Annotated in this window: 25 protein-coding genes; 8 read left to right on the top strand and 17 right to left on the bottom strand. The window is 52.1% G+C overall.

The window, feature by feature from the left end:
* Positions 1-5: 5 nt before the first annotated feature.
* A complete protein-coding gene (locus SIB46_RS10885) occupies positions 6-1544 on the top strand; it encodes a bifunctional pantoate--beta-alanine ligase/(d)CMP kinase (RefSeq protein ID WP_413296159.1) in 1539 nt (512 codons plus the stop codon).
* Here SIB46_RS10885 and SIB46_RS10890 read toward each other — a convergent pair.
* The 3 genes from SIB46_RS10890 to SIB46_RS10900 are packed head-to-tail and all read right to left on the bottom strand — an operon-like array spanning position 1528 to position 3475.
* Positions 1528-2001, bottom strand: a complete 474-nt coding sequence (locus SIB46_RS10890; RefSeq protein ID WP_413296160.1) for a low molecular weight protein-tyrosine-phosphatase — start codon at positions 1999-2001, stop codon at positions 1528-1530. The two genes, SIB46_RS10885 and SIB46_RS10890, sit on opposite strands and share 17 nt — an antisense overlap.
* Complete coding sequence (locus SIB46_RS10895; RefSeq protein WP_413296161.1) at positions 1998-2654, bottom strand: HEAT repeat domain-containing protein; 657 nt, start codon at positions 2652-2654, stop codon at positions 1998-2000. The genes SIB46_RS10890 and SIB46_RS10895 overlap by 4 nt, the downstream gene beginning before the upstream one ends.
* A complete protein-coding gene (locus SIB46_RS10900; RefSeq protein ID WP_413296162.1) occupies positions 2651-3475 on the bottom strand; it encodes a HEAT repeat domain-containing protein in 825 nt (274 codons plus the stop codon). The genes SIB46_RS10895 and SIB46_RS10900 overlap by 4 nt, the downstream gene beginning before the upstream one ends.
* A 57-nt stretch (positions 3476-3532) precedes the next feature.
* On the opposite strand from SIB46_RS10900, the gene SIB46_RS10905 reads away from it, so the two are divergent.
* Entirely contained in the window at positions 3533-3754 is a 222-nt protein-coding gene (locus SIB46_RS10905; protein WP_413296163.1) for a hypothetical protein, read from the top strand.
* Between the two features lie 92 nt (positions 3755-3846).
* Here the strand turns inward: SIB46_RS10905 and cpcA are convergent, their stop codons facing one another.
* The 6 genes from cpcA to SIB46_RS10935 form a co-directional block, all read right to left on the bottom strand.
* Complete coding sequence (gene cpcA, locus SIB46_RS10910; protein WP_186548379.1) at positions 3847-4335, bottom strand: phycocyanin subunit alpha; 489 nt, start codon at positions 4333-4335, stop codon at positions 3847-3849.
* A gap of 42 nt (positions 4336-4377) precedes the next feature.
* Positions 4378-4896: a phycocyanin subunit beta gene (locus tag SIB46_RS10915; protein ID WP_413297778.1), complete on the bottom strand. Its 519-nt coding sequence runs from the start codon at positions 4894-4896 to the stop codon at positions 4378-4380.
* Positions 4897-5099: 203 nt separating this feature from the next.
* On the bottom strand, positions 5100-5888 hold the full coding sequence (locus SIB46_RS10920) for a phycoerythrobilin:ferredoxin oxidoreductase (RefSeq protein WP_413296164.1): 789 nt from the start codon (positions 5886-5888) through the stop codon (positions 5100-5102).
* Positions 5885-6589 carry a 15,16-dihydrobiliverdin:ferredoxin oxidoreductase gene (locus SIB46_RS10925; protein WP_413296165.1) on the bottom strand — a complete coding sequence of 235 codons (705 nt, stop codon included), beginning with the start codon at positions 6587-6589 and terminating at the stop codon, positions 5885-5887. Before SIB46_RS10925 ends, SIB46_RS10920 begins: the two co-directional genes overlap by 4 nt.
* Before the next feature lie 2 nt (positions 6590-6591).
* A complete protein-coding gene (locus tag SIB46_RS10930) occupies positions 6592-7173 on the bottom strand; it encodes a phycobiliprotein lyase (RefSeq protein WP_413297779.1) in 582 nt (193 codons plus the stop codon).
* An 85-nt stretch (positions 7174-7258) separates the two neighbouring features.
* Positions 7259-7486, bottom strand: a complete 228-nt coding sequence (locus SIB46_RS10935; RefSeq protein ID WP_186548369.1) for a hypothetical protein — start codon at positions 7484-7486, stop codon at positions 7259-7261.
* Between the two features lie 362 nt (positions 7487-7848).
* Here SIB46_RS10935 and cpeB point away from each other — a divergent pair, with 362 nt between their 5' ends.
* From cpeB to SIB46_RS10950, 3 genes are all read left to right on the top strand, one after another.
* Positions 7849-8403, top strand: a complete 555-nt coding sequence (gene cpeB, locus SIB46_RS10940) for a class 1 C-phycoerythrin subunit beta (RefSeq protein WP_186548368.1) — start codon at positions 7849-7851, stop codon at positions 8401-8403.
* A gap of 53 nt (positions 8404-8456) precedes the next feature.
* Positions 8457-8951, top strand: coding sequence for a class 1 C-phycoerythrin subunit alpha (gene cpeA / locus SIB46_RS10945; RefSeq protein ID WP_186548366.1), 495 nt, complete (start codon positions 8457-8459; stop codon positions 8949-8951).
* A gap of 176 nt (positions 8952-9127) precedes the next feature.
* Positions 9128-9553 (top strand): DUF2656 family protein, encoded by a 426-nt coding sequence (locus tag SIB46_RS10950; protein WP_413296166.1) that lies wholly within the window; start codon positions 9128-9130, stop codon positions 9551-9553.
* Between the two features lie 23 nt (positions 9554-9576).
* Here the strand turns inward: SIB46_RS10950 and SIB46_RS10955 are convergent, their stop codons facing one another.
* Positions 9577-9810, bottom strand: coding sequence for a hypothetical protein (locus tag SIB46_RS10955; protein ID WP_413296167.1), 234 nt, complete (start codon positions 9808-9810; stop codon positions 9577-9579).
* 219 nt (positions 9811-10029) lie between these two features.
* On the opposite strand from SIB46_RS10955, the gene SIB46_RS10960 reads away from it, so the two are divergent.
* Positions 10030-11349, top strand: coding sequence for a HEAT repeat domain-containing protein (locus tag SIB46_RS10960; protein ID WP_413296168.1), 1320 nt, complete (start codon positions 10030-10032; stop codon positions 11347-11349).
* Between the two features lie 103 nt (positions 11350-11452).
* Positions 11453-12097 carry a HEAT repeat domain-containing protein gene (locus SIB46_RS10965; protein ID WP_413296169.1) on the top strand — a complete coding sequence of 215 codons (645 nt, stop codon included), beginning with the start codon at positions 11453-11455 and terminating at the stop codon, positions 12095-12097.
* Here SIB46_RS10965 and SIB46_RS10970 read toward each other — a convergent pair.
* The gene (locus SIB46_RS10970; protein ID WP_413296170.1) at positions 12087-13475 is read right to left on the bottom strand and encodes a HEAT repeat domain-containing protein; all 1389 of its coding nucleotides are present in this window, start codon (positions 13473-13475) and stop codon (positions 12087-12089) included. The genes SIB46_RS10965 and SIB46_RS10970 overlap by 11 nt on opposite strands.
* Positions 13476-13568: 93 nt before the next feature.
* On the bottom strand, positions 13569-13907 hold the full coding sequence (locus SIB46_RS10975) for a Nif11-like leader peptide family natural product precursor (RefSeq protein ID WP_413296171.1): 339 nt from the start codon (positions 13905-13907) through the stop codon (positions 13569-13571).
* A gap of 172 nt (positions 13908-14079) precedes the next feature.
* Between SIB46_RS10975 and SIB46_RS10980 the strand changes: the two genes are divergently transcribed.
* Positions 14080-15231: a HEAT repeat domain-containing protein gene (locus SIB46_RS10980; RefSeq protein ID WP_413296172.1), complete on the top strand. Its 1152-nt coding sequence runs from the start codon at positions 14080-14082 to the stop codon at positions 15229-15231.
* Here SIB46_RS10980 and SIB46_RS10985 read toward each other — a convergent pair.
* The 5 genes from SIB46_RS10985 to mpeA all read right to left on the bottom strand — a co-directional run bounded on the left by SIB46_RS10985 (position 15209) and on the right by mpeA (position 20160).
* On the bottom strand, positions 15209-16207 hold the full coding sequence (locus tag SIB46_RS10985) for a helix-turn-helix transcriptional regulator (RefSeq protein ID WP_413296173.1): 999 nt from the start codon (positions 16205-16207) through the stop codon (positions 15209-15211). The two genes, SIB46_RS10980 and SIB46_RS10985, sit on opposite strands and share 23 nt — an antisense overlap.
* Positions 16204-17244 carry an AraC family transcriptional regulator gene (locus tag SIB46_RS10990; protein WP_413296174.1) on the bottom strand — a complete coding sequence of 347 codons (1041 nt, stop codon included), beginning with the start codon at positions 17242-17244 and terminating at the stop codon, positions 16204-16206. Before SIB46_RS10990 ends, SIB46_RS10985 begins: the two co-directional genes overlap by 4 nt.
* Positions 17245-17349: 105 nt before the next feature.
* Positions 17350-18255 (bottom strand): HEAT repeat domain-containing protein, encoded by a 906-nt coding sequence (locus SIB46_RS10995; protein ID WP_413296175.1) that lies wholly within the window; start codon positions 18253-18255, stop codon positions 17350-17352.
* 169 nt (positions 18256-18424) lie between these two features.
* Positions 18425-19306: a phycobilisome rod-core linker polypeptide gene (locus tag SIB46_RS11000; protein WP_413296176.1), complete on the bottom strand. Its 882-nt coding sequence runs from the start codon at positions 19304-19306 to the stop codon at positions 18425-18427.
* Positions 19307-19662: 356 nt separating this feature from the next.
* The gene (mpeA, locus tag SIB46_RS11005; RefSeq protein ID WP_413296177.1) at positions 19663-20160 is read right to left on the bottom strand and encodes a class 2 C-phycoerythrin subunit alpha; all 498 of its coding nucleotides are present in this window, start codon (positions 20158-20160) and stop codon (positions 19663-19665) included.
* Positions 20161-20168 lie beyond the last annotated feature (8 nt).

Raw genomic sequence — 20168 nt, forward strand, 5'->3', positions numbered from 1 at the left:
GAGCGTTGAAGCTTCAAACCTCAGCGGATTTGCAGCAGTGGCTGCAGTCGACTGCGCCGGGCCCACTGCATTTGGTTCCCACCATGGGGGCGTTGCACCAGGGCCATGCGGCCTTGATTCGAGCCGCCAGGAAGCAGGGCGGACGGGTGTTGGTCAGCGTGTTCGTCAACCCGCTGCAGTTCGCTCCGAACGAGGATTTCGCCCGCTACCCGCGCCGCTTGCAGGACGACCATGCCCTGGCGTTGGAGGCTGGTGCCGATGCCCTGTGGGCACCCCAGATTGAGGACCTCTTCCCTGCTGGGGCTGCGGGATTAACTCAATTGGCCCCGGCGCCCGAGCTGGTGGCCAATCTTTGCGGTCCAAGCCGTCCAGGCCATTTCGAAGGGGTGTGCACCGTGGTGAGCCGCTTGCTGGCTCTGGTGCAGCCCAGCCATCTGCATCTCGGTGAAAAGGATTGGCAGCAGCTCCAGGTGCTGCGCCGCTTGGTGCGTGATCTGCGCTGGCCAGTGCAGATCGTTCCCTGCCCCACCCTGCGCGAGCGCGATGGGTTGCCCTTGAGTTCTCGCAACGCCTATCTCAGCGCCGCGCAGCGTCAGCAGGCCGCGCTACTGCCGCAGGCCTTGGCGCGGGGGCAACAACTGTTGGATGCCGGCCAGCGGCAGGCGAAGCCCTTGCTTCGGGTCGTGCGCGCCTTGATGGAAGATGGCGGCTTGGCTGTGGATTATCTGCAGCTGGTGGATCTGCCCCGGCTGCAAGTGCTGGAGCAGGTCACAGGACCTGCGTTGTTGGCGGCTGCTGTCCGCTGCGGCGAGGCCCGCCTGATCGATCACCGCGTCCTCATGAGCCGTTTGCCAATCCTTGCTATCGATGGTCCCGCCGGTGCCGGTAAGAGCACCGTGACCCGTCAGGTGGCTCGCCAGTTGGGGCTCACCTACCTCGACACCGGCGCCATGTATCGCGGTGTGACCTGGCTGCTGCAACAACGGGGCGTCGCGCCCCAAGAGGGTGAGGCCCTGCAAGCGCTGTTGGCTGAATTGGAGTTGCGCTTTGGCCCTGCCAGCGGCGCGGAGCAAACCCTGCTGGTCAATGGCATCGATGCCACCAGTGCGATCCGCACCGCCGAGGTGACGGCCTCGGTGTCAGCGGTCGCCGCCCTGCCCTCAGTGCGCGGAGCCCTGACGCAGCAGCAGCAGCAATTGGGTCAACAAGGTGGGCTGGTGGCCGAAGGCCGCGACATCGGCACCGCCGTGTTCCCCGATGCCGAGTTGAAGATCTATTTGACGGCCACCGTGGCGGAGCGGGCACGCCGGCGCGCGGCTGATCTAACGACCCGCGGGTTACCGGTGCCGGAGCTCAGCCAGCTGGAGCAGGAGATCGCTGATCGCGACCACCAGGATTCAACCCGCGAGGTAGCTCCGTTGCGTCAAGCCAGTGACGCGGTGGAGTTGCTCAGTGATGGCCTCAGCATTGATGAGGTGGTGGCTCAGATCGTGGCCCTCTTCCGCGAGCGCGTGCCTGTGGAGGCGCTCAACGCAGGCGCTTGAGCAGGCCGCTGCAGGCATCTTCGAGCAAATCGAGTACATGCTCAAAGCCCTGCTCACCGCCGTAGTAGGGGTCGGGCACCTCGCTGGCCTCGTGGCGGCTGCAGTGGCTGGTGAGCGGCACGATGCGGTCGTGGCTGCTGCCACTGGGATCGAGGGCCCGCACGTTGGCCAGATTGCTGTCATCCATGGTGATGATCCAATCAAAGCGGCTCAGGTCTTCGGGCTCGATTTGACGGGCGCGGCTCGGTAGCTCGATGCCGCGGCGTTCGGCCGCAGCGCGCATCCGAGGGTCGGCGCGTTTGCCCACATGCCAGTTCCCGGTGCCAGCGGAATCCACCTCAAAGGCAGCGCTGAGGTTTTCACGCTCCAGTAAATCGAGAAACACCCCTTCAGCAGCCGGTGAGCGGCAGATGTTGCCGAGGCAAACAAACAGAACGCGGGTGGGTTGGGAGCTCATGCAGCCAGGCGCTCGAGGGCGAGAAGCGCGCGCAAACGAACGACGAGCGTATCGTCCATGTCCTGTTGGCTCCTGTGCTGCAGCAGGGCACGTGCCTGGCGCTCCAGATCGGAGGGCAAGCCCTGCTGAAGCCGTTGCTCAAGGGCGGCCACCGCGGCGTAGCGCACCGACCACTCGCTATCGCTGCAGGCCAGCTCCAGGCTCTCCATGCATGGCCGCAGCACGTTCTCGTCATGGCCTTGCAAGCGGCCCAGGCCATAGGCCGCGGCTTGGCGAACGCTGGGGCCGATGTCATTGGCCACGGCCCGTTGCAGCACCTCAAGGCCACGGGGGTCTTGGATCGCGGAGAGGGCACGTACCGTCCAAGCGCGGGCGCCGTAGTTGCGTTCATCCAGGCTGTTGAGCAACGGTTCAACCGCAGCTGCTCCGCAGCCGATCAAGCCGCGCAGGGCCTGCAGGGCGGCAGCGGGGTTGTTGGCTTTCAGCAGATCGATGCAGCAGCTGATCGCTTGCGCCTGCAGCTCCGGTTCGCTGCCCAATTGCGGCATCAAGGCCACCAGCTGGGCGCTGGCATCGGCCAAGGCCTGGCGGGTGGCGGCCTGCTCAATGGCCAGCAGCTGGGTTTGCAGTGCTTCGGCGTTGCCCTGACTCACAGCAAACCATCCATCAGGTTCAACAAGTGGCGCTCGTGCTCGCCCAGCGCTGAGGGCGCGGTGCCGTGGAGCGGTTGCTCCAGCAATTGCCGTAGGGCCAGCAGCTTGATGTTGCTTTCAGCTGCGCAGCCGGCGATGGCGTCGCCCGCCTCTCGCCAGCCGCTGGCCCCTAAATCCACTACGACGCCGCGGCGAATGAGTGGCTCTGGATCGTTGAGCAGGTTCAACATTCCCTCGGCCCACTGGCTATCTCCACTCACCAGCACCAGTGCGCGGCAGGCGGCGCTCCGCACCATCGGCCGTGGATGCTGGCAAAAGCGCTGCAGTGCTTGGCAGGTGCTGGGATCCTGACTGCCCTTGGCCAAGCAGCCAATCGCCTCGAGTAGGGCCTCGCAGGGTTGATCCAAGCGCGCCTGGCTCGCTGCACCGGGCTCAATGCTGCTGCGATTGAGCGTGCTCAGCAGGGCGGGTAGCGCCTTGGCGTCGCCACTTTCACCGAGGGAGCGGGCCGCGGCTTCCCTTAAATCGTGATCGCTGTGCTCCAGCGCCTGCAGCAAACCCGTCATTGCGGCTTGTGATTGCAGCTTCCCCAAGGCCCGGGCGGCGTTGCGGGCCACCATCAAGTCGTCGGGGCTAGCAGGTTGGCCCAACACACTGCCCAGGGCGTCGATCAGCAGGCTGATGGCCTTGGGGTTTTGGCAGCGCATGCGCCCCAGCCACCAGGCGGCGTAATAGCGCTGGCTGGGATCCTCGCGTTGCTCGAGCCGCTCAAGTGCCTCAGCTTCCGAAATGGGTTGGCCTGCTGAGGCGTTGTCGTTCATGGGGTGGAAGTCAGGCGGAGATGTCCTTAAGGTTGAGATAACGAGTTAAGTAACCCAATGGCGAAGCGGTCCACTCCCCTGGACCGGGAGCAGCGCTTGTGCCTGGCGCTGCATCTCAGCATGGATGACATGCAAGTCCGATTGACCAGCCTGGCGCAGCAAGGGCGCTCAGGGGACTGCCTGGCGTTGATGCAAGAGCTGGGCGATTGGATGGCCCTTGGCCGTGGTGAGGTGGCTCCGCTGCTCTCGGCCACGGTGGATGGCGTGCCGGAGGCCTAGCGCTTCGCTTGGTCCCGCTTGAATCTGCCGACCCATAAAAAAAAAGCCCCCCTCGACGAGGGGGGCTTTGTTGTGCCGATGGGCTGTGGTGATCAGACCAGAGCGTTGATGGCGTAGTCGATGTAGCTGTTGGCTTCGGTAGCGGCATCACCACTGAGGCCGTGGTTGGCCTTGATGTGGTTCAGGGCTTCGACGTACCAGGAGGGGGAGAGCTCGAAGGTGCGGTTGATCTCGTCGAGACCAGCGATCAGGTAGTCGTCCATGGGGCCGGTGCCACCAGCCACCAGGCAGTAGGTGATCATCCGCAGGTAGTAGCCCACGTCGCGGGAGCACTTGGCCTTGCCTTCAGCAGAGGCTGCATAGTTCGCACCCTGCATCTGAGTCGTGTAGGGGAACTTGGTGTACACCGCTTGGGCAGCACCGTTCACCAGAGCATCAGCTTTGGCGGTCAGGCCCTTGGCAGCTTCAAGGCTGGCCTTGGCACGGTTGAAGCGGCCAGAAGCACTCTGGATTTCAGAGTTGCTGAGGAAGCGGCCCTGGGAGTCAGCAGCTGAGACGGCTTCGGTGAGGGGGGTTTTCATGATTAGGGAAAGGCGTTGTGAGAGAGATGAATCAGCTCAGGCTCAGGCCACAGCAGCGGCAGCACGGTCGAAGTAGGTGCCGATTTCGCTAGCGAGGGCGGTGCAGTCACCCTGGGTGATTCCATCGCGGTCATTGACGAGGTTCACAGCGGCTTCCTTCATCAGGTTCACGGCTGAGGCAACCGAAGCACCAGGAGTGCCAAGGGCCAAATAGGTTTCACGCAAACCATTGAGGCAGCGGTCCTCAAGGACGGATGCATCCCCGGAGAAGACTGCATAGGTGACGTATCGGAGAATGATCTCCATGTCACGCAGGCAAGCAGCCATGCGGCGAGAGGTGTAGGCATTGCCGCCAGGAGCAATCAGGGCAGGCTGCTGAGCAAACAGATCGCGAGCAGCGTTGGCGACGATGGCGGAAGCGTTGCTGCTGATGCGGTTCACTGCATCCAGGCGCTTGTTGCTGTCAGCAACCATTGCGGCTAGGGCGTCAATTTCACCGGTGCCGATGAACTGGCCCCGGGCGTCGGCCTGGGCAACGACCTTGGTGAAGGCGTCGAACATTTGGGGAAACTCCTTGGGGGCTACTTCTGGAGAGGAAGTCTTAGCGACTTTGGGGTGGGGACGGCCGGGGGGCGTACCCATCCCGTCACAGGGGGGATTCTGACCAATGACTCCTCTGACACTGGAAGCCTGTTCACAATGTTTAATTGATGTCGGCAGCCAACATTGCTGTCTGGGCCTTGTTTTTGGCCTCGTTTGACGCGTTATGTCCGGTTCTTATCCAGATCGAAAAGCACCCCATGGATGTACTCCTCGGTCCATTCAGAGCCGTGGAAGCGAGTCAACATGCCGCGGGCGGGATCTTTTTCGGCTCGGTAGGTCGTGTAGCGCTTTTGCCCAGCCAGGAGTTCAGCGCTGCGCTCTTGGCTCACCTCCTCCGCTTCCTGCACCAATTGGAGGTAGAGCTCGAGGTAGTCGCGGAAGGCTGGCTTGACGGCTTCCTCGATCAGGGCATCGCCCTCATCCCCGAGCGGGATGCGAGTCCAGAGGAAGCCAGGAGAGAAATACGGTTGCGCTTCTTCGGGGATGGGGCCGCCGCCAGGGAGGCGTTGTTGCCAGCGCTCGAAAATCGGCATCAGCCTTTCCCAAACAGCCTTGGTGTGCTGGGCGTCTGTTTTCAAGGCTGGCTGAAGGTCGAGGGCCAGCAGATGACCCGCTGGCAGGGTCACCAGATCGGCACCGAAAAACGGCAGGTCGTAGCTGGTGCTCGGATTGACCACAAAATTCAGCACTGAGGCTGCTGACCCTGCCTCCACGCAAGCAGCACGAATTTGTCGCAGTTTTCTGCTGCTGCAGGCCCAGGTTGCTGTCGTCACATGGATCGGCTTGCTTTTAGAACCCGTTTCACTTGTTTGCAGCAGAAACTCCGGCTCAATTGGGTAAGGCTGCAACCCAAAAGGTTCTAACGCTGCGCATGCATGATCCAAAAATGGTTGCCAGCGCCAGTGATCGATCGTGAGAGGCTCAAGGCTGCTCAGGCGTGACGGGCTCATTGCGTTGATGTGGGGAAGAGAAATTCGTGAAGAAAGCGGTCTGACCATTCATTACCAAAGTGGCTTGTGAACAGTCCATGGGCAGGATCCCGCTCAGCGCTGTACTTGTTGTAAGCACACTGGAGTTCTTGGACTTCTGCAGGAGAAATCTCTGATTGCCCAGCTTGCGATCGAGCTGTCAATTGCCAGTAGCTATCTAAAAAGGCATTGAAAGCTTGAGGGAGTGATTGCTCAGCTTGTTCTGCTCCACCACGACAGAACAGTAAATAGGGGGAGAAATATTGATTTGGGTCGAAGGAACGCATCGTTTCTTCCCCGCTTAGTTCTGGGAACTGCTGGTGGAGATTTTTTAATTCCACCAGGTGACGATCTAGATAATCTGGCTTCTGAGTAAGTGGTTGAAAATCCAGAACAGCAACAAGTTTCTTTCTGGCGCCAAACCACAGCAGATCCACACCCATCAAGGGTTGATCATTATTAAGGTCTGGGTAGGCAACTGAATTGAGGACTTGGAGGCTGTCGCCTGCATCCATTCTGGTGACCCGCCAGCGCCTGAATCCAGGGAGCTGCCAAAGCCAGCTTTGTATTGTGCTTTTGCCGTTTTGGGATTCAGAGCGTTCTAATCCTGAAGGAATCTCAAGGGCCGTAGCACCTTTCTCCATTAAGTCGCTGTGTAGCTGATCCAGGAATGGGTCGAACATCTTCAGATGATGGGTGCAGGAGTATTGGCCTTCAAGCTTTGTGCTTGCATGGCAATTGATCGGATGTCTTCATCGCTTGGACAGCGAAATTCAGTGCAGTAAGTTGTCATTGAAACTCCGTCAAGGCACTGAACAGAGCTGACGCGCATGCGTACTTGGTCAGTGACAAACCAGCATCTCTCAACCCCTACGTTGGTATCATAACGAGTTGTGATTGTTAGAATTCCATCGTCTGCAAAGTCGTAAGTACTAAGTACAGATTGCTTCTCAACATATCCCACGTCTCTGAGCAAATACCCCTTTCTTGGATTGCTTGTATTTGGCACGTCAATCACAACAGCCGCGTAGTCGTCATTCCTGACTCCTTTTTTAATGTTGCTTTCCCACCAGAATCTTGCTCCGCCACTGCTTTCAGTAGAACTGATGTTGAGAGCTGCGCAGATGCTTTCTACGGCAGGATCATCTGCATTAAAGGGTTCAATAATTAAATTAGAGTCGGCTGCTTCATCATCTTGGAAATCCAAATGATGGACTGCTCTTCTGTTTAGCCATGTTCCCCTGCTGGCTTCAAAGAAGTCAGCCATCGTCATGGGTGGTAAGGGGATGGATTTCATGTTTGCCAGTTGCTTTTAATCCAATGCAAGGTCGCTGGTATATGCGGCTGGAAGCTCAAGATTCAGTAGCCTTCTTTTGGGTAGCTAGCTGATCAAGGATGGCGTCAATTTTCTGTAATTCAGGGTGCTCAGCAACTGTTGCATCAATTTTTTTCTGGGAAAGACGAAGCTTTTGCCCCAGATTGACAACATCTTGATAAAGGCGATTGCGGTAGGCAGAGAGCTCATCAATCGATTCTTGAAGTTCCTGAGCTGTTGGCGTGTCAGATGGAACGTTCGTCATCCTTTAGGTGATCGATTTTTTGAAGCTTAAACCTCGAGCGTTGGCGCTCGAAACATTATTCAGTCTTGGGTCGGTAGCTGCACGCATTGGCTGATGTCGTGATCAGAGCCCAGCTTCAACAGCTCAGACTGCCGTTGAGCACTGGGCTTTGCCCTCGCTTTGTGGTTTGCAGGCAACGCTGTGGTCCAGGTCGTCCCAAGGGCCAAGGTGACAAACTCTTGCGTAACCCTTGGATCCCAGTGGGGCCCTCGGTTGATGGGCTTAGCTTTGCAGAGCGCTTCCCACTTGGGGACTCCATTCCATTCGGTGTGGTTACCCCCAGCGGTATTAGAAGCTTTTCCCCTAAAACTGTCTGGCCCCCAATGCTCGACGCATTTTCCCGCACAGTCGTCAGCGCTGACGCCAAAACTGCACCGGTGGGTGGTAGCGACCTCGCTAGCCTCCGCTCCTATGTGCGTGATGGCAACAAGCGCCTTGATGCTGTTAACGCCATCACCTCCAACGCCTACTGCATCGTTTCTGATGCAGTCACCGGCATGATTTGCGAAAACACCGGCCTGATTCAAGCCGGTGGCAACTGCTATCCCACTCGCCGCATGGCTGCATGCCTGCGCGATGGCGAGATCGTGCTTCGTTACATCAGCTATGCCCTTCTGGCTGGCGATGCTTCCGTGCTCGATGATCGTTGCCTCAACGGCCTGAAAGAGACCTACATCGCTCTGGGTGTTCCCACCCAGTCCGCTGCCCGTGCTGTGGCCATCATGAAGTCCGCCGCGACTGCTCTGATTGGTCAGACCAACTCCCCTGCCAGCGGCGGTGCCAAGTACCGCAAGATGGAAACCACTCAGGGCGATTGCTCTGCTCTGGTTGCAGAAGCTGGTTCTTACTTCGACCGCGTGATCGGCGCCATCAGCTGATCGGTCCCGACTTCTTTCCCTACTCACAGCACCACCATTCCTAAGGATCTCAAATGAAATCCGTTGTGACCACCGTCGTGACCGCTGCCGATGCAGCAGGTCGCTTCCCTTCCCAGAACGACCTTGAGGCTGTTCAGGGCAACATTCAGCGTGCCGCAGCTCGCCTGGAAGCCGCTGAAAAGCTGGCTGCCGGCTTGGATAACGTCACTCGTGAAGCGGGCGATGCCTGCTTCAACAAGTACTCCTATCTGAAGCAACCCGGTGAAGCTGGTGACAGCCAGGTCAAGATTGACAAGTGCTATCGCGACCTCGGCCACTATCTGCGCCTCATCAACTACTGCCTGATCGTTGGTGGCACTGGCCCCCTCGATGAGTGGGGTATTGCTGGCGCCCGTGAGGTGTATCGCACCTTGGGTCTGCCGACCAACGCTTACATCGAAGCTCTGACCTACACCCGCGATCGCGCATGCGCTCCTCGCGACATGAGTGCTCAGGCTCTCAATGAGTTCAAGAGCTACCTTGATTATCTGATCAACGCTCTCTCCTGAGCACTTGATTCGTTAGCTGAACTGAATCAGTTCATCAAAGGAGGGGCATCGCCCCTCCTTTTTTTGTGGCTTAGAAAAGACTGACTCAAACACCGTCGTTGGTCCGGGTATCCCTACTCGCTCGAAGCCTCTGGCTAGCAAAGAGAACCCTTAATTTGAGCCAAACAAACCAATCCATGACCACATTTGTTCTCTCTCATAATCTGCAGATAACAAGTGACAGTGTTCCTGCCATAGATATGCAAGATCTTGCTGAATCTTTGGTTGTTAACTCTTCAGCAATTACTGCTGCCCAAGTTCTTGATCATCCGCACTGGGCCTTGACCTGCGAGTCCTCACTCGAGCCTGTTCAGCTCGCTCATGAACTTGTCAAAGCTTGGAAAACTTACCGCCAAACAAAGGGGCACACTAACTCCCATACAGTGTTAGCCCTGGGTGGAAGAAAAGATTCTGCAGGGGCGCCAGGCTCACCTTTGCAAGAAGGTTTTTGGGGGGTAGATGTTGTCGAGACTCAAGACCCCAAAGCATTCCTTGCTGCTATTAACTGGGATGGACTGAAATCCACTCGGCCTCAAGAGGCAGTATTTGAGATTTCGGCTTGAATCCATCCAGATCCTGACCTGTGTCAGGAAGCCTTTCTGCGTCCACGACGCTTTGGTGGATTTGAAGACTTGCTCTCTGATTTTGCTGCTGTTGCAGGTTTAGGTGCGTTCTTCTTGGGCTGTGCTTTCGCAGCAGGCTGGTCCTTCTGCTTGGTGACAACAGATGCTGATCCGCTGGCTGAAACGTCAAGAACGGTGATTCCGGATTTGCTTGCCATTTGCATCCATTGCTGCATCCGAGAAAAAGGAATGCGCACTGTATGGATGGTTTGGGACGCTGGACCTTCTAGTCTCCGCACTGTCAGGCAGATATCACGACCAGCAGAGGGGCCCATGCTCATGAAGCAAATGCCAGTAAATTCTGCCGTAGGCCACCTCAAAAGAAAAGCTGCTCAAACTTTTCTTATTGATCAACATTGCGGCGGGTATCTTCTGCCTACTTAGTGCTAGTTTTTGATCCAATGAATCCTCGATAGATGGCAGGAGAATTTGATAATATTCACCAAGGATTAACCCAACTTGGTGCGCTAAAAATACTGAAAAGCAGTGTAGAAGAGCTTGATTCTAAAAGTGACTTCTATATGGCGGCTTCCCACCTAATTAATTTTCCGGGTGAGGACACGGTGAATGGGTTGATTGGCTTTTTGCAAATTAGTTCGCAAGATTCCAGTGTGTTGTTGGCTCAACGTAAAGCTGTTGAAGTCCTAGGACGCCTGCACTGCCAGGAGGCGCAAACAGTTATTGGCCAATGCCTTGCCAGCAAAGATATCTACATGGTTGAAAATGCTGCCTGGGCATTGGGGCAATTGATCTGTCAGGACAGTGCTTTTCATGAGCAAATGATTTCGCTGTTGGCAGAGCCCAGTCAAAATCGGAGAGTTTTAATTCAGACTCTTTCTTCGTTAGATGTTGATCAAGCTATCCCACATTTCGAAGAGCTAAAGAGAGATGACAAACCATCAGTGGCTGGTGCTGCTATTGCGGCACTTGCAAAGCAAAGACAACTTTCTAAGGATGAATTTGAAAAGCTTTCAGAGAATTTGTTTTTGCCAAATCAGATGGATCGGCAAAGTGCTGTTCAAGACATTATTGATGCCAGGCAAGTTGATCTTCTGGCTGATGTCACCAAGGCTCCTGTTTCCCCTGCATTCAAAATGAGGGCTTTAAAGCTGTTGCTTAATGATGAGCAGCTTGAGGCTCCCTATGGGATTGACTTGGTCAAGAGAGTGATTCTTGACCGTCCAGAAGAAATTGTTGTTCTACATCACTATGAGGATGCTCAAGACCCTGCATTTTTGGTCAACGAGCTGTTTTGTCCGGATTTCAGTCGTTGCTATTTAGCGATGCAGCATCTTGTTGCTACGGATGGCCAACTCATCTGGCCATTCTTGCAAAAATCATGGTCTGATCGTGCTCATAATGATTATGGAGTACATTACTTTTTTATGCATTTATTTAGATTTGTAGATACCTGGCCTGATGACTCTTTGCCTTTCATCAAAGAACTCCTTCTTGATGCCATACAAGACCTACGCCCACAATTCAAAAAATCACCTCCAGCTGCACTGCTATCTCTTTCTATGCGTTTCCCTGATTTATTTATGGACCAGATGGATGCTCTTCGATCGGATTACACGAATTTTTCTTGGCAAAAACGTTTTGCTTGTCTTGAAGCATTGGGGTTCCTTCCGCAATCAAGTTGGCCTGAGACCATTGAGCCTTTTTTGGTGCAGCTTGTCGCTTCTGACCCTGAGCCCATCGTCCGTTTAAAGGCCCAAGAACTTCTAAAGCATTAGGATGCCTAGATGGGTCTGAAAAGCATTCATTTCCCATCATCTCAATAAGGTCCTTGTACGACTCCTGGGTGATATCATCAGGACTTGTCATTTAGATATCTAAATGGAAGCTGCTGCGGATTGCAATACCAACCTTAATTCCTTATTCGAAGATTTGATGCATCCAAATCCTCGGATCCAAGAGGATGCATGTCGTGAAATGGCAGAGAAATATGCATCGGAAGCATTGCCTCGGCTGCTCGATTTATTTGAACATGAAGACCCCAAGGTTTATCGTGGCGCTGTAAAGGGTGTTGGATTCTTTGGCTATGAAGCATTCCTGCCTGTCATTGAGCTTTATGGTCGAACCAAAAATCAAACGGCAAAAAGATGCTGTCCAAAGGCATTTGTTCAGTTGTTCAAAAATTTTCCTAACCAGCCGTTTCCTGATGAGGTGATGGATTTACTTAGGGATGCGATTGACGATTCAGACATGGTTGTTGTCCAAGGCGGATTGATGTGCCTTGGGCAGCTCGGTAAACAGCAACTTGGTGGAGATGAAGCCGTTCAGCTTCTAGTCAATGTGCTCACAAATGAGAACGTTGCTTTGGTCTACAGTGCCACTCAAGCATTAGCAGATATTAATCATCCCCTTGTGGCGAGCTCTTTAAAATCGCTGATGGAATCATCCACTGATCCCTTGATCAAGGAAGCCGCTGAGTCCGGATTGGCCCGGCATGAAAACCTGGTTGCAACTTCTAAGTCTTGACCAAGTCCTCTGCTGATTCTTTCAGGACGGATTCAGCTATGGCCAGTCTTAAATCAATAATTAGATCAGTTTGACAGGCTTTATTGGCTTTTGAGAATAGTTCAAAATCTATTGGCTTGATTAAGGCCATCTCTTCATAGGCCATTACAGCTGAATAACGCAGGCCCCAATCCTCGGGTTTAGCTAATGCCCAATGCAGCGTTGACTGAATGGATGTTTTAGTCTCACTGCAGTCTTCAAAATCATGGTACAGCTTCCCTAGAGCCAAGAGTGCTACACGTCTTAGCTTGCCTTGACAATGGTTAGCAATTTCAAGGCCGATGACATGCTGTAGAACAGTGACAGCTTGAGTACACCTCATGAAATAGAGGAGTTGCACAATCGCAGCACGTATATCTTGATCTTCGCTCTCAATGCAGCTCGCGCAAAGCTCCATGCAGCAGTCTGTCTCACTGGCCTGAAGTGTTTTTAATAGCTGCTCATTGTTCGTTGGATTTTGCTGAATGAGCTTGATTAAATGCCCCTTGCTAAGTTCTAGAGGGGATAGCTCAGTGCTGTTGTTATTTGCTAGTAGATTTGAAGATGGAAGATTGCCCTGAATGGCATCTGTAACGAGTGAGTCAATCTTGGAGATGAGTTCCTTCACTACGCTGTCGAGGATTGAGTTCTTAGAATTTCCTGAATGAATACAACGGGCATGCGTCTCTAGAATTTGCTTTAGTGCTGCCATCTTTACATTATTGGGAAGATTGGCAGCTGTTATATTTTCGCTTAGATTTGCGTCATGGCATTGGGCCAGATCAAACGCAGCTGATTGCCTCAAGAATGCATTCTGGTCCGATAGATTGCTGTTGATGGTTGCTAGATATTTTCGTTCTCTTGTCATTCTGTAAAAATAAATTCCAGCAGCCCCTTGGATGCGTTTGGAGCTGTCATTCAAATAATCTCTGATTACTTCTGATACTTCCCATATCTCAAATGCAGCCAAGGCTTCAATTAAAGCCTCCATAGGCTTGGACAATGATGTTCCATATAGATATTCAATTAAGCTTGGAACACAGACTGGGTCATTAATAGACCTCAATGCAAGGATAGCTGCTTCTTGAAGTCGTAAATCATTTGAATTGAGTGATTGAATTAACGGCGCGATCGCCTGCGGGTTGGCGATCATTCCTAGTGATCGAGCAGCTTGCCGGCGCAATGGATACCCACCCAATGCCGTTTGATCATTGTCTTCATTGAGGACTTCAGAGAGAACGGCAACTGCCTGCTGCTCTTTGTTTTTGCCTAACCACCAGATCGCGTGGTATTTCAGTGCTAAGTCGTTGCTAGTTTTGATTATATCAATGGCTACAGGCACTGAATTAATCGTAGTCATAAAGAACTTTTCAGAGCTGTAGAGCTAGTACGCAGTGCTCCCTTCAGAGACGGGAGAATGAAGACCGTTATGTTCTGGTTTTCGAGGTACGCTTCAGACTGGTTTAAGGCCTTCGTAATAGCCCCCAGCACGAAAGTCATAGCGTTCAACTTCGTCCTCTTTGCTGCAAGTGGTTTGTGAATATTCCAGCAGCGTTTTAAAGCCAGGTGGCACAAGTTTTGGACACAATTCGCCAATGTCGTTGGCAAATGGGCAGAAATACACACCGGCCCAGCGGTTTAGGAATCGCCCTTGAATTTCGTCCGAGAAATCAAATCCGTTGGCCTTGGCCAGTCTGAGTATTTCTTCAGGCTGCGCGTCCGCAAACTTGCTTCTCAGCTCGGTGTCCTCCCTTAGGACGCCAATGAAGCGAATGAATTCAGCTCTCGACATGCGCTAAGCCCAAGCTCTATCCAGATTTTATCAGCAGGATCCCCATCTCCTCAATCTGGCTTTGCTTTTTATCATGCTTACCCGATCTGTGTAGCCAGCTGTTAGAACAACTAAAAAGAATTGCTCAAATTAAATGGTAAATAGTCAGCGATTTGATGGGCTCTTTGCAGGCATGTCTGAGTCAAATGCTGTTGACCTTCTCAATCAACCCTCTGGCGAGCTTGATAACCCAGGTGTTAAATATATTGCCGCTACTCGGCTTGGTGCTTGTAGCTCGCACGAGTCTCTGGAAGCCTTAATCTCAGCGTCTTCTGGAGAGAGAGAGGATATTTTTGATCGCATTACTCGTAGAAAAGCTATTGAAGCATTAGGGCGGCGTAAGAATCTCTCCACATTGCCTGTCATTCAGGAAGCTTTGTCTAGCGATGATGACCCCACTGTTGTCAATGCTGTTGATGCTCTAATAACAATTGGCTTGCCTTTAACAACAGATATCAAGACCACTTTATTGAACCTATTACACCAACGCTCTGCAGCCATTCAGCGTGTGTCAATCCAGTGCTTTAGCAGGCTTGATGTTGACGATTGTGCTGCGCAAATTTCACCGTTTGAATCCCACTCTGATTATTTGGTTAGTGGGGCTGCCCTTGCCTATTCGGTTCGATATACAGGCTCACTGGAACGCTTAGAGAGTTTGAGTGAACGCCTATCAGACAATACGGTTGGGATTCGTCGTGCGGCCGTGATCGATCTCGGCGATGCGGGGCATGAAGCCTCACTTTCTGCATTATCTTCATCTGCTGTTTCCATGCCTTTGCGCGCTAAAAGTGCGCTCCGCATCCTTGGTAAAAACCATCAATATTATTTGAACACCTTCCTTCAGTCCATTTTGATTGATGATCCACGCCTGTTGGTTTATCCATCAGAGCTGTCGTCTCCATCATCTTTGGATTCCATTTGTGATTATTTGCGCCATCGAGATGAAGGCAAGCAATATCTTGGTGCGAAGGCTCTTCTAAACTTAGAGTCTGCTGATCAACACCAAGCGATTATTGATATCTGGAACCAACATGGATCTGACTATGGTGTGCATTATTTAATCACAAATATCATCGGACAATTACGTTTGCACTCTCTATCTGACCTTGTTGTTGAAGCCTTAAGTAACAGTGAACCCCAATATGCTAAATCAAGAATTGCTGCGGTCTGGGCTTGCCTCAGTCTTGGGCTCCAAGATGCCAGGCCAACCATTGAGCGCCTATTTTTGGAAACTTACTGGGATGCATTAAAACAGACCTGCTTTAGCGTATTGAAGCGACTTTAATAGGGCTATACCCAATCTGATAAAACCGAGCTCTTTCTAATGTTTGACTTGGCAACTCGCCATATGCTGTGGCGTAACGACGGGCATATCTGCCTTGATGCTTGAAGCCAAAATGGATGGCTATCTCCCTGATAGAACGTAATTTCAGCTCATACCTTAGTTCTGAATTCAAAAGCACTCGCCTTGACTCCTCTAATCTGATTTGGGTCATCATTTCAATGATTCCCATGCCAAAGCTTTCTTGGCAGATTCGATAGAGTGAGGCTTGGCTTGTATGAATTTGTCTACATACTTCTGCCAAGGTTAGAGGCTTCGTCATGACATCTGAGTCATGGGCAAGTTTGACAATCTCCCGCAACAGGTCAATATTCTTGGGTGATTGGCTTGAGTCACTGACTGTAATTGGCTGTTCTAGACATGCAGTCAGAATTTCAAAGTATTTGTTATCGATACCTTCTTCTTGCCTTCGGATATTCCTCTCAACCAGCCTCTTTAATTGTGCTAAATGTTTTGGCATGCACTCCATTCCAATGTCGCCATTGATCCTTTCAAGCGCGTTGTAAGCTTTGCATTCGTGCAGGTAATCAATAAAATCACTCTTCCTCACCATGCAGGCTGTGCTTGTGCAATTGTTTGTATATCGTCCCCATGAGTTCCTTGGTTGTGGGCTTATTGTCGCAAATCCAGCGAGGCTATTCGGCGTCATTTTGTAACCATCACACCTGCCTAACCCTTCTACTTCCCTGCCAAGTGGAGTAATCCAGTTGAAATCAATAGTTTCACCATTTCCCCAGCCCTCATAAAGCAGCGTTTTAGTGGACTCTATTTCCGCCACAGATACTGATTTATATTGAAGAGGAGAAATCTTGTAAGTTCCACCACCATTTTCAAATTGTGTGATTCGTGTGCTCTGCCCTAGCTTTTGGAGCTCTTCTGAAAGATTGAGAGGGTCCTTATACTCAATGATGATGCTCATATTTTCTCCTCTCCACCAAGAGCTGAGACCCCGATGTTGATACCTCGTGTTTTCTCGACTGTGTCTTCTGGATTTTCTAAGTAGGTTCTGAAGTACAGCTCTTCAAATGTCGTCCATTTGGAAAATCCATAGTATTCAGCAATTCGCTCTTTCGTGAACAGCCGCAACCCTGAGCTTATGGTTGGATTGGATAGAGATTTTCTGGCTTGTTCTAGTCGAACTACCTTTGTTAGCTCTAAGACATTCATCCCAAATGTCTCTTTGCATGCTTTATTGAGAGAATTTTTTCCAGTATCCAGATAATCACTTATTTCGCTCAGGGTAATTGGTGGCAATCCATTCCTGTCTTCGTGAATGAGCTTCACCAAATCTTCGACTAGTTCACTTGACTCACTCCTTTCTCTTTCGATTGACTTGCCGGTTGCCCCTTCTTCTAGACATGCAATGGCAAGATCAAAGGCTTTTGCCGGCTGGGTAATTAATTTCCCATTAAAATGCTCTTTGACTAGTCTTTTCAGTTGGACTGTAGCGGAGTTGCAGGAGTCAAATCCAATTGATTTCTCAAGCCTTGCGTAGGCCTCATAGGCTTTTAGTGATTGGATTCTTTTCTTGAGCCGCTCCCATCTCAAGCTCATGCAATACAGCTTGTTGTTTGAGGCTAAAAGATTCCAGGTATTACCTCCAGTTTTGCTGATCCTATTGAATCCTGCGACACTCTGATTATTCATTCTGTAACCACTCATGGTGGTTGCATATTTGTTTTCTTTGCGCTTTTCAGGGGTTACCCAGCAGAACGAAATTGAGTTGATATTTGCTTCCTCTTCATAGAGCAGAGCCTGGTTACTCTCAAAAATCTCCAGGTGTATGTCTTTTACTGGAGAGCAGATTGTTTTTGTTAGCAGACTGCCGCTAGTCAGCTGAGTCACATTACAGTCAAAGGCCGAGCCTTGGTAATACTCTGAGAAGTGTGCTTTGCAGCACTCCTCCATTTCCAAGGTGTCAGTGAAGCTGTAGTGACTAGCTGGCTTTCGCAGCACGGAGCTACCGACTACTTCTCTTTGCACTCTACTGCAGTTGCTTTCTGTTGACTAGTTTTCTCTTTGGTGTCGATAGCATTCCTTCCCTGGATTTCTGCTTCCTATTCACTCGTCATCCGCTTTCAGTATTTTGATCGCAACTTCAATCACTTTCTTGACGCCTTCGTCTTGTTCGCTTTCGGCCGCTTTTGAAAGTCCTTCGATTGACTCACGGGCTGTCAGCTTCATAAGTGATAAAGCAGAATTCTTTCTTACTTGTGGGTCGTCATCAACTAGTTTCGCAACAAGTAAATGTTGCACATCCTCTGCATCACAAGACTTTCCAATTAAGGTAGCTGCTTCTGCCCTAACTTCACTGCACTCGTCATCCATCGCATTCAGTAGTCGCTGCATTGCTTTGGCATCCCCTAATGCCTGGATTTGATCACCCAGTGCTGAGATTGCAGCTACACGTACTTCTGCATGGGGTGAATCACACGCCTCTAGTAATGCTTCAGGGGCTTTTGCTCCTATGAATGTGAGGGCTAGATTGATTAGCCCAACTTGAAATGGCGTACATTCCGGATTAGCTAAAATTCCTAATAACGATTCCAATGCATCTGGGCCAATCGTTGCCATTGCCCCGGCAGATGAGCCAAGTACAACTGGATCATCATCTTCGAGAAAGGCTTCCAATAGGAATGGCAATGCTGCTTTGCTGCCTATTAGGTTCAGGGTTTTGGCAGATGCCCGTCTGACGACAACGTTTTCGTGAGTTCGCAAGGAGTTGCACAGGATTGGAAGTGCTGCCTCACCAACTGCCCCGAGGCTTTTTGCAAACGTTAAGCGAAGAGCTCCTCGTTGATCTCCAAGTCCAGCAACCATTTTTTTTAATGAATCGCTATCGGCGCCTGGAATCACGCCTTCACTCAGTTTTAGGCTCAGTTCATCAGCCAGCTTTGAAGCTTCCTCTTCTGTGAGCTTGCTGTTACTGATTGTGTTTAGATCTTCTACGCCCTGACTCAAATCCATGGCCATTGAGTTGCATGCCAATCTAATTGATCGAGGGTGGCTTGGATTTACTCATCATTTTCCAGGCACTATCTCTTTACTTTCGTCGGCATGCAATAAAAAAGTGCCCCTTCAGTGAAGGGGCACTTTTGATTTCCCAATTTAATGGGATCCTTCCAGCTTCTTGAAATCAGAAGTGAACACCAAAGGGACGGAAGGGCACATAGTCAGTTACAGCAGGGGGCTTATGACCGCTGTACTGCTGTTCAGGCAGCCTGACTGGTGTCTTGGCCACAGACCGGTAGGTGAAGGTCACAGGTTGAGTAGCCTTAGCCGCTGCTGTTGCCAAGGGGGTCGTGGTACGAGCCTTTTTGCCTTGAGCGTTATCACTGATAGCCACCTTGGTGCTACCCAACTCCCGGCTCAAGTTGAAGGACGAGGTGTACATTCCAGCGTAGGAATCTGCAGTTCTGGTATACGGAACGATGTCAGAACCGAAGACCTCGGCGTACTCAGCACAGTCAGTCATGCTGTCGATGAGGGCGTCAAAGCCTTCCTCGGCCTGCAGCTTGATGCTGTTTTGCACTTCAGCCTGATTCAGGGGAGCGCGTCCCATGATGTGCTTGAAGTTGAGCTCGATCCCGCGCTGAGGTGCAACGGAGTGGAAGTAGTTGTCCTTGTAAAAAGGTGACTTTGCCAGTCCATTGACGAAGTCACGGACGGTGATCTCGCCGTTCATTAGGCGCGCTTCCAAGGAAGTGCAACGCTCAGCTTCGGTCGGTGGCAGATTGCCAAAGACTTGGCGGTAGGCAGCGTTGATAGTCCGCTCCAGAGCTTCGCTGCTGCTAGGGGCGTATTCGTCGAAGGTGACTGCATAGGGCACCTCACCATGAAGGCGAGGTCCGATACCAAGACCCATCGCTGCGCAGGTGTTGCGCTTGTATTCAGCGATGGCACCAGCGACCGTGCGGTGCACAGTGTTCTTTCCTGCTTTACTCGTCATGGAGTAGGACGCAGGCTTGGTGCGACTTGCAGCTGCGAGCCCTTCGGGACTCGTTTGAGTGCTGAGCATGATGAGGGAAGGGGTGAGGTGGACTATTAATCACCTCTCAAACATGCCGGCCCAATCATTGAACTGATAGGCAATCTTTAGCCTGTCGAGAGATGAATCCGCAGATGGATTGACGGTCACAGTTTTCAATGGCTAGCAATTGCTGAACCTTGGCTTCTTTGACCACTTCATCCGAGCGTTGATGCGAGCTATGTCTTGCAACCTAATCATTTATGCCCTCATAACTCTGACTACTAAATGAAGCCATGGGTGCTGCATTTTATGCTGCACAGTTTGATAAGGGTAAAAAAAGGGGTGGGCACTATGCCCACCCCGCTGATTAGATCGACACAATCAATCAGCTTGAAGCTAAATGATCAGCCCAGGGAGTTGATCACGTAGTCCAGCAGCTGGTTGTAGGCGGTCAGAGCCTGAGCGCTCATGTCGCGAGGAGCGCAACCGCGGGAGCGGATGTGGGAGAAACCAGCAACGTAGGTGCCAGCGTCGATGCTGAGGGCCTTGTAGACCTCTTTTTGACCGTTGATGGCCAGCTCATCGAGGGGGCCGGTGCCGCCGGTGACCAGGCAGTAGTTGATCAGACGCAGGTAGTGAACGAAGTCACGCTTGCACTTCTCTTTGCCTTCGGTGGCGCACTTACGGGGCTGACGGCCGGTGGCACCGTTGGGGTACTGAGCGTAAACAGCGTCGACAGCTTCTTGAGCCACGGCGTCGTAGTTGCCAGCCAGCTTCTCAGCGGCTTCCAGACGTGCAGCAGCGCGCTGGATGGAACCCTGCACCGACTCCATGTCGGAGGCGGAGGGGAAACGGGAGGAGCTATCGGCAGCGCCGATAACGGTGGTGATGACGGACTTCATGATTTTGA

The sequence above is a fragment of the Synechococcus sp. MIT S9452 genome, assembly GCF_047304245.1.
Taxonomy (GTDB): Bacteria; Cyanobacteriota; Cyanobacteriia; order PCC-6307; family Cyanobiaceae; genus RCC307.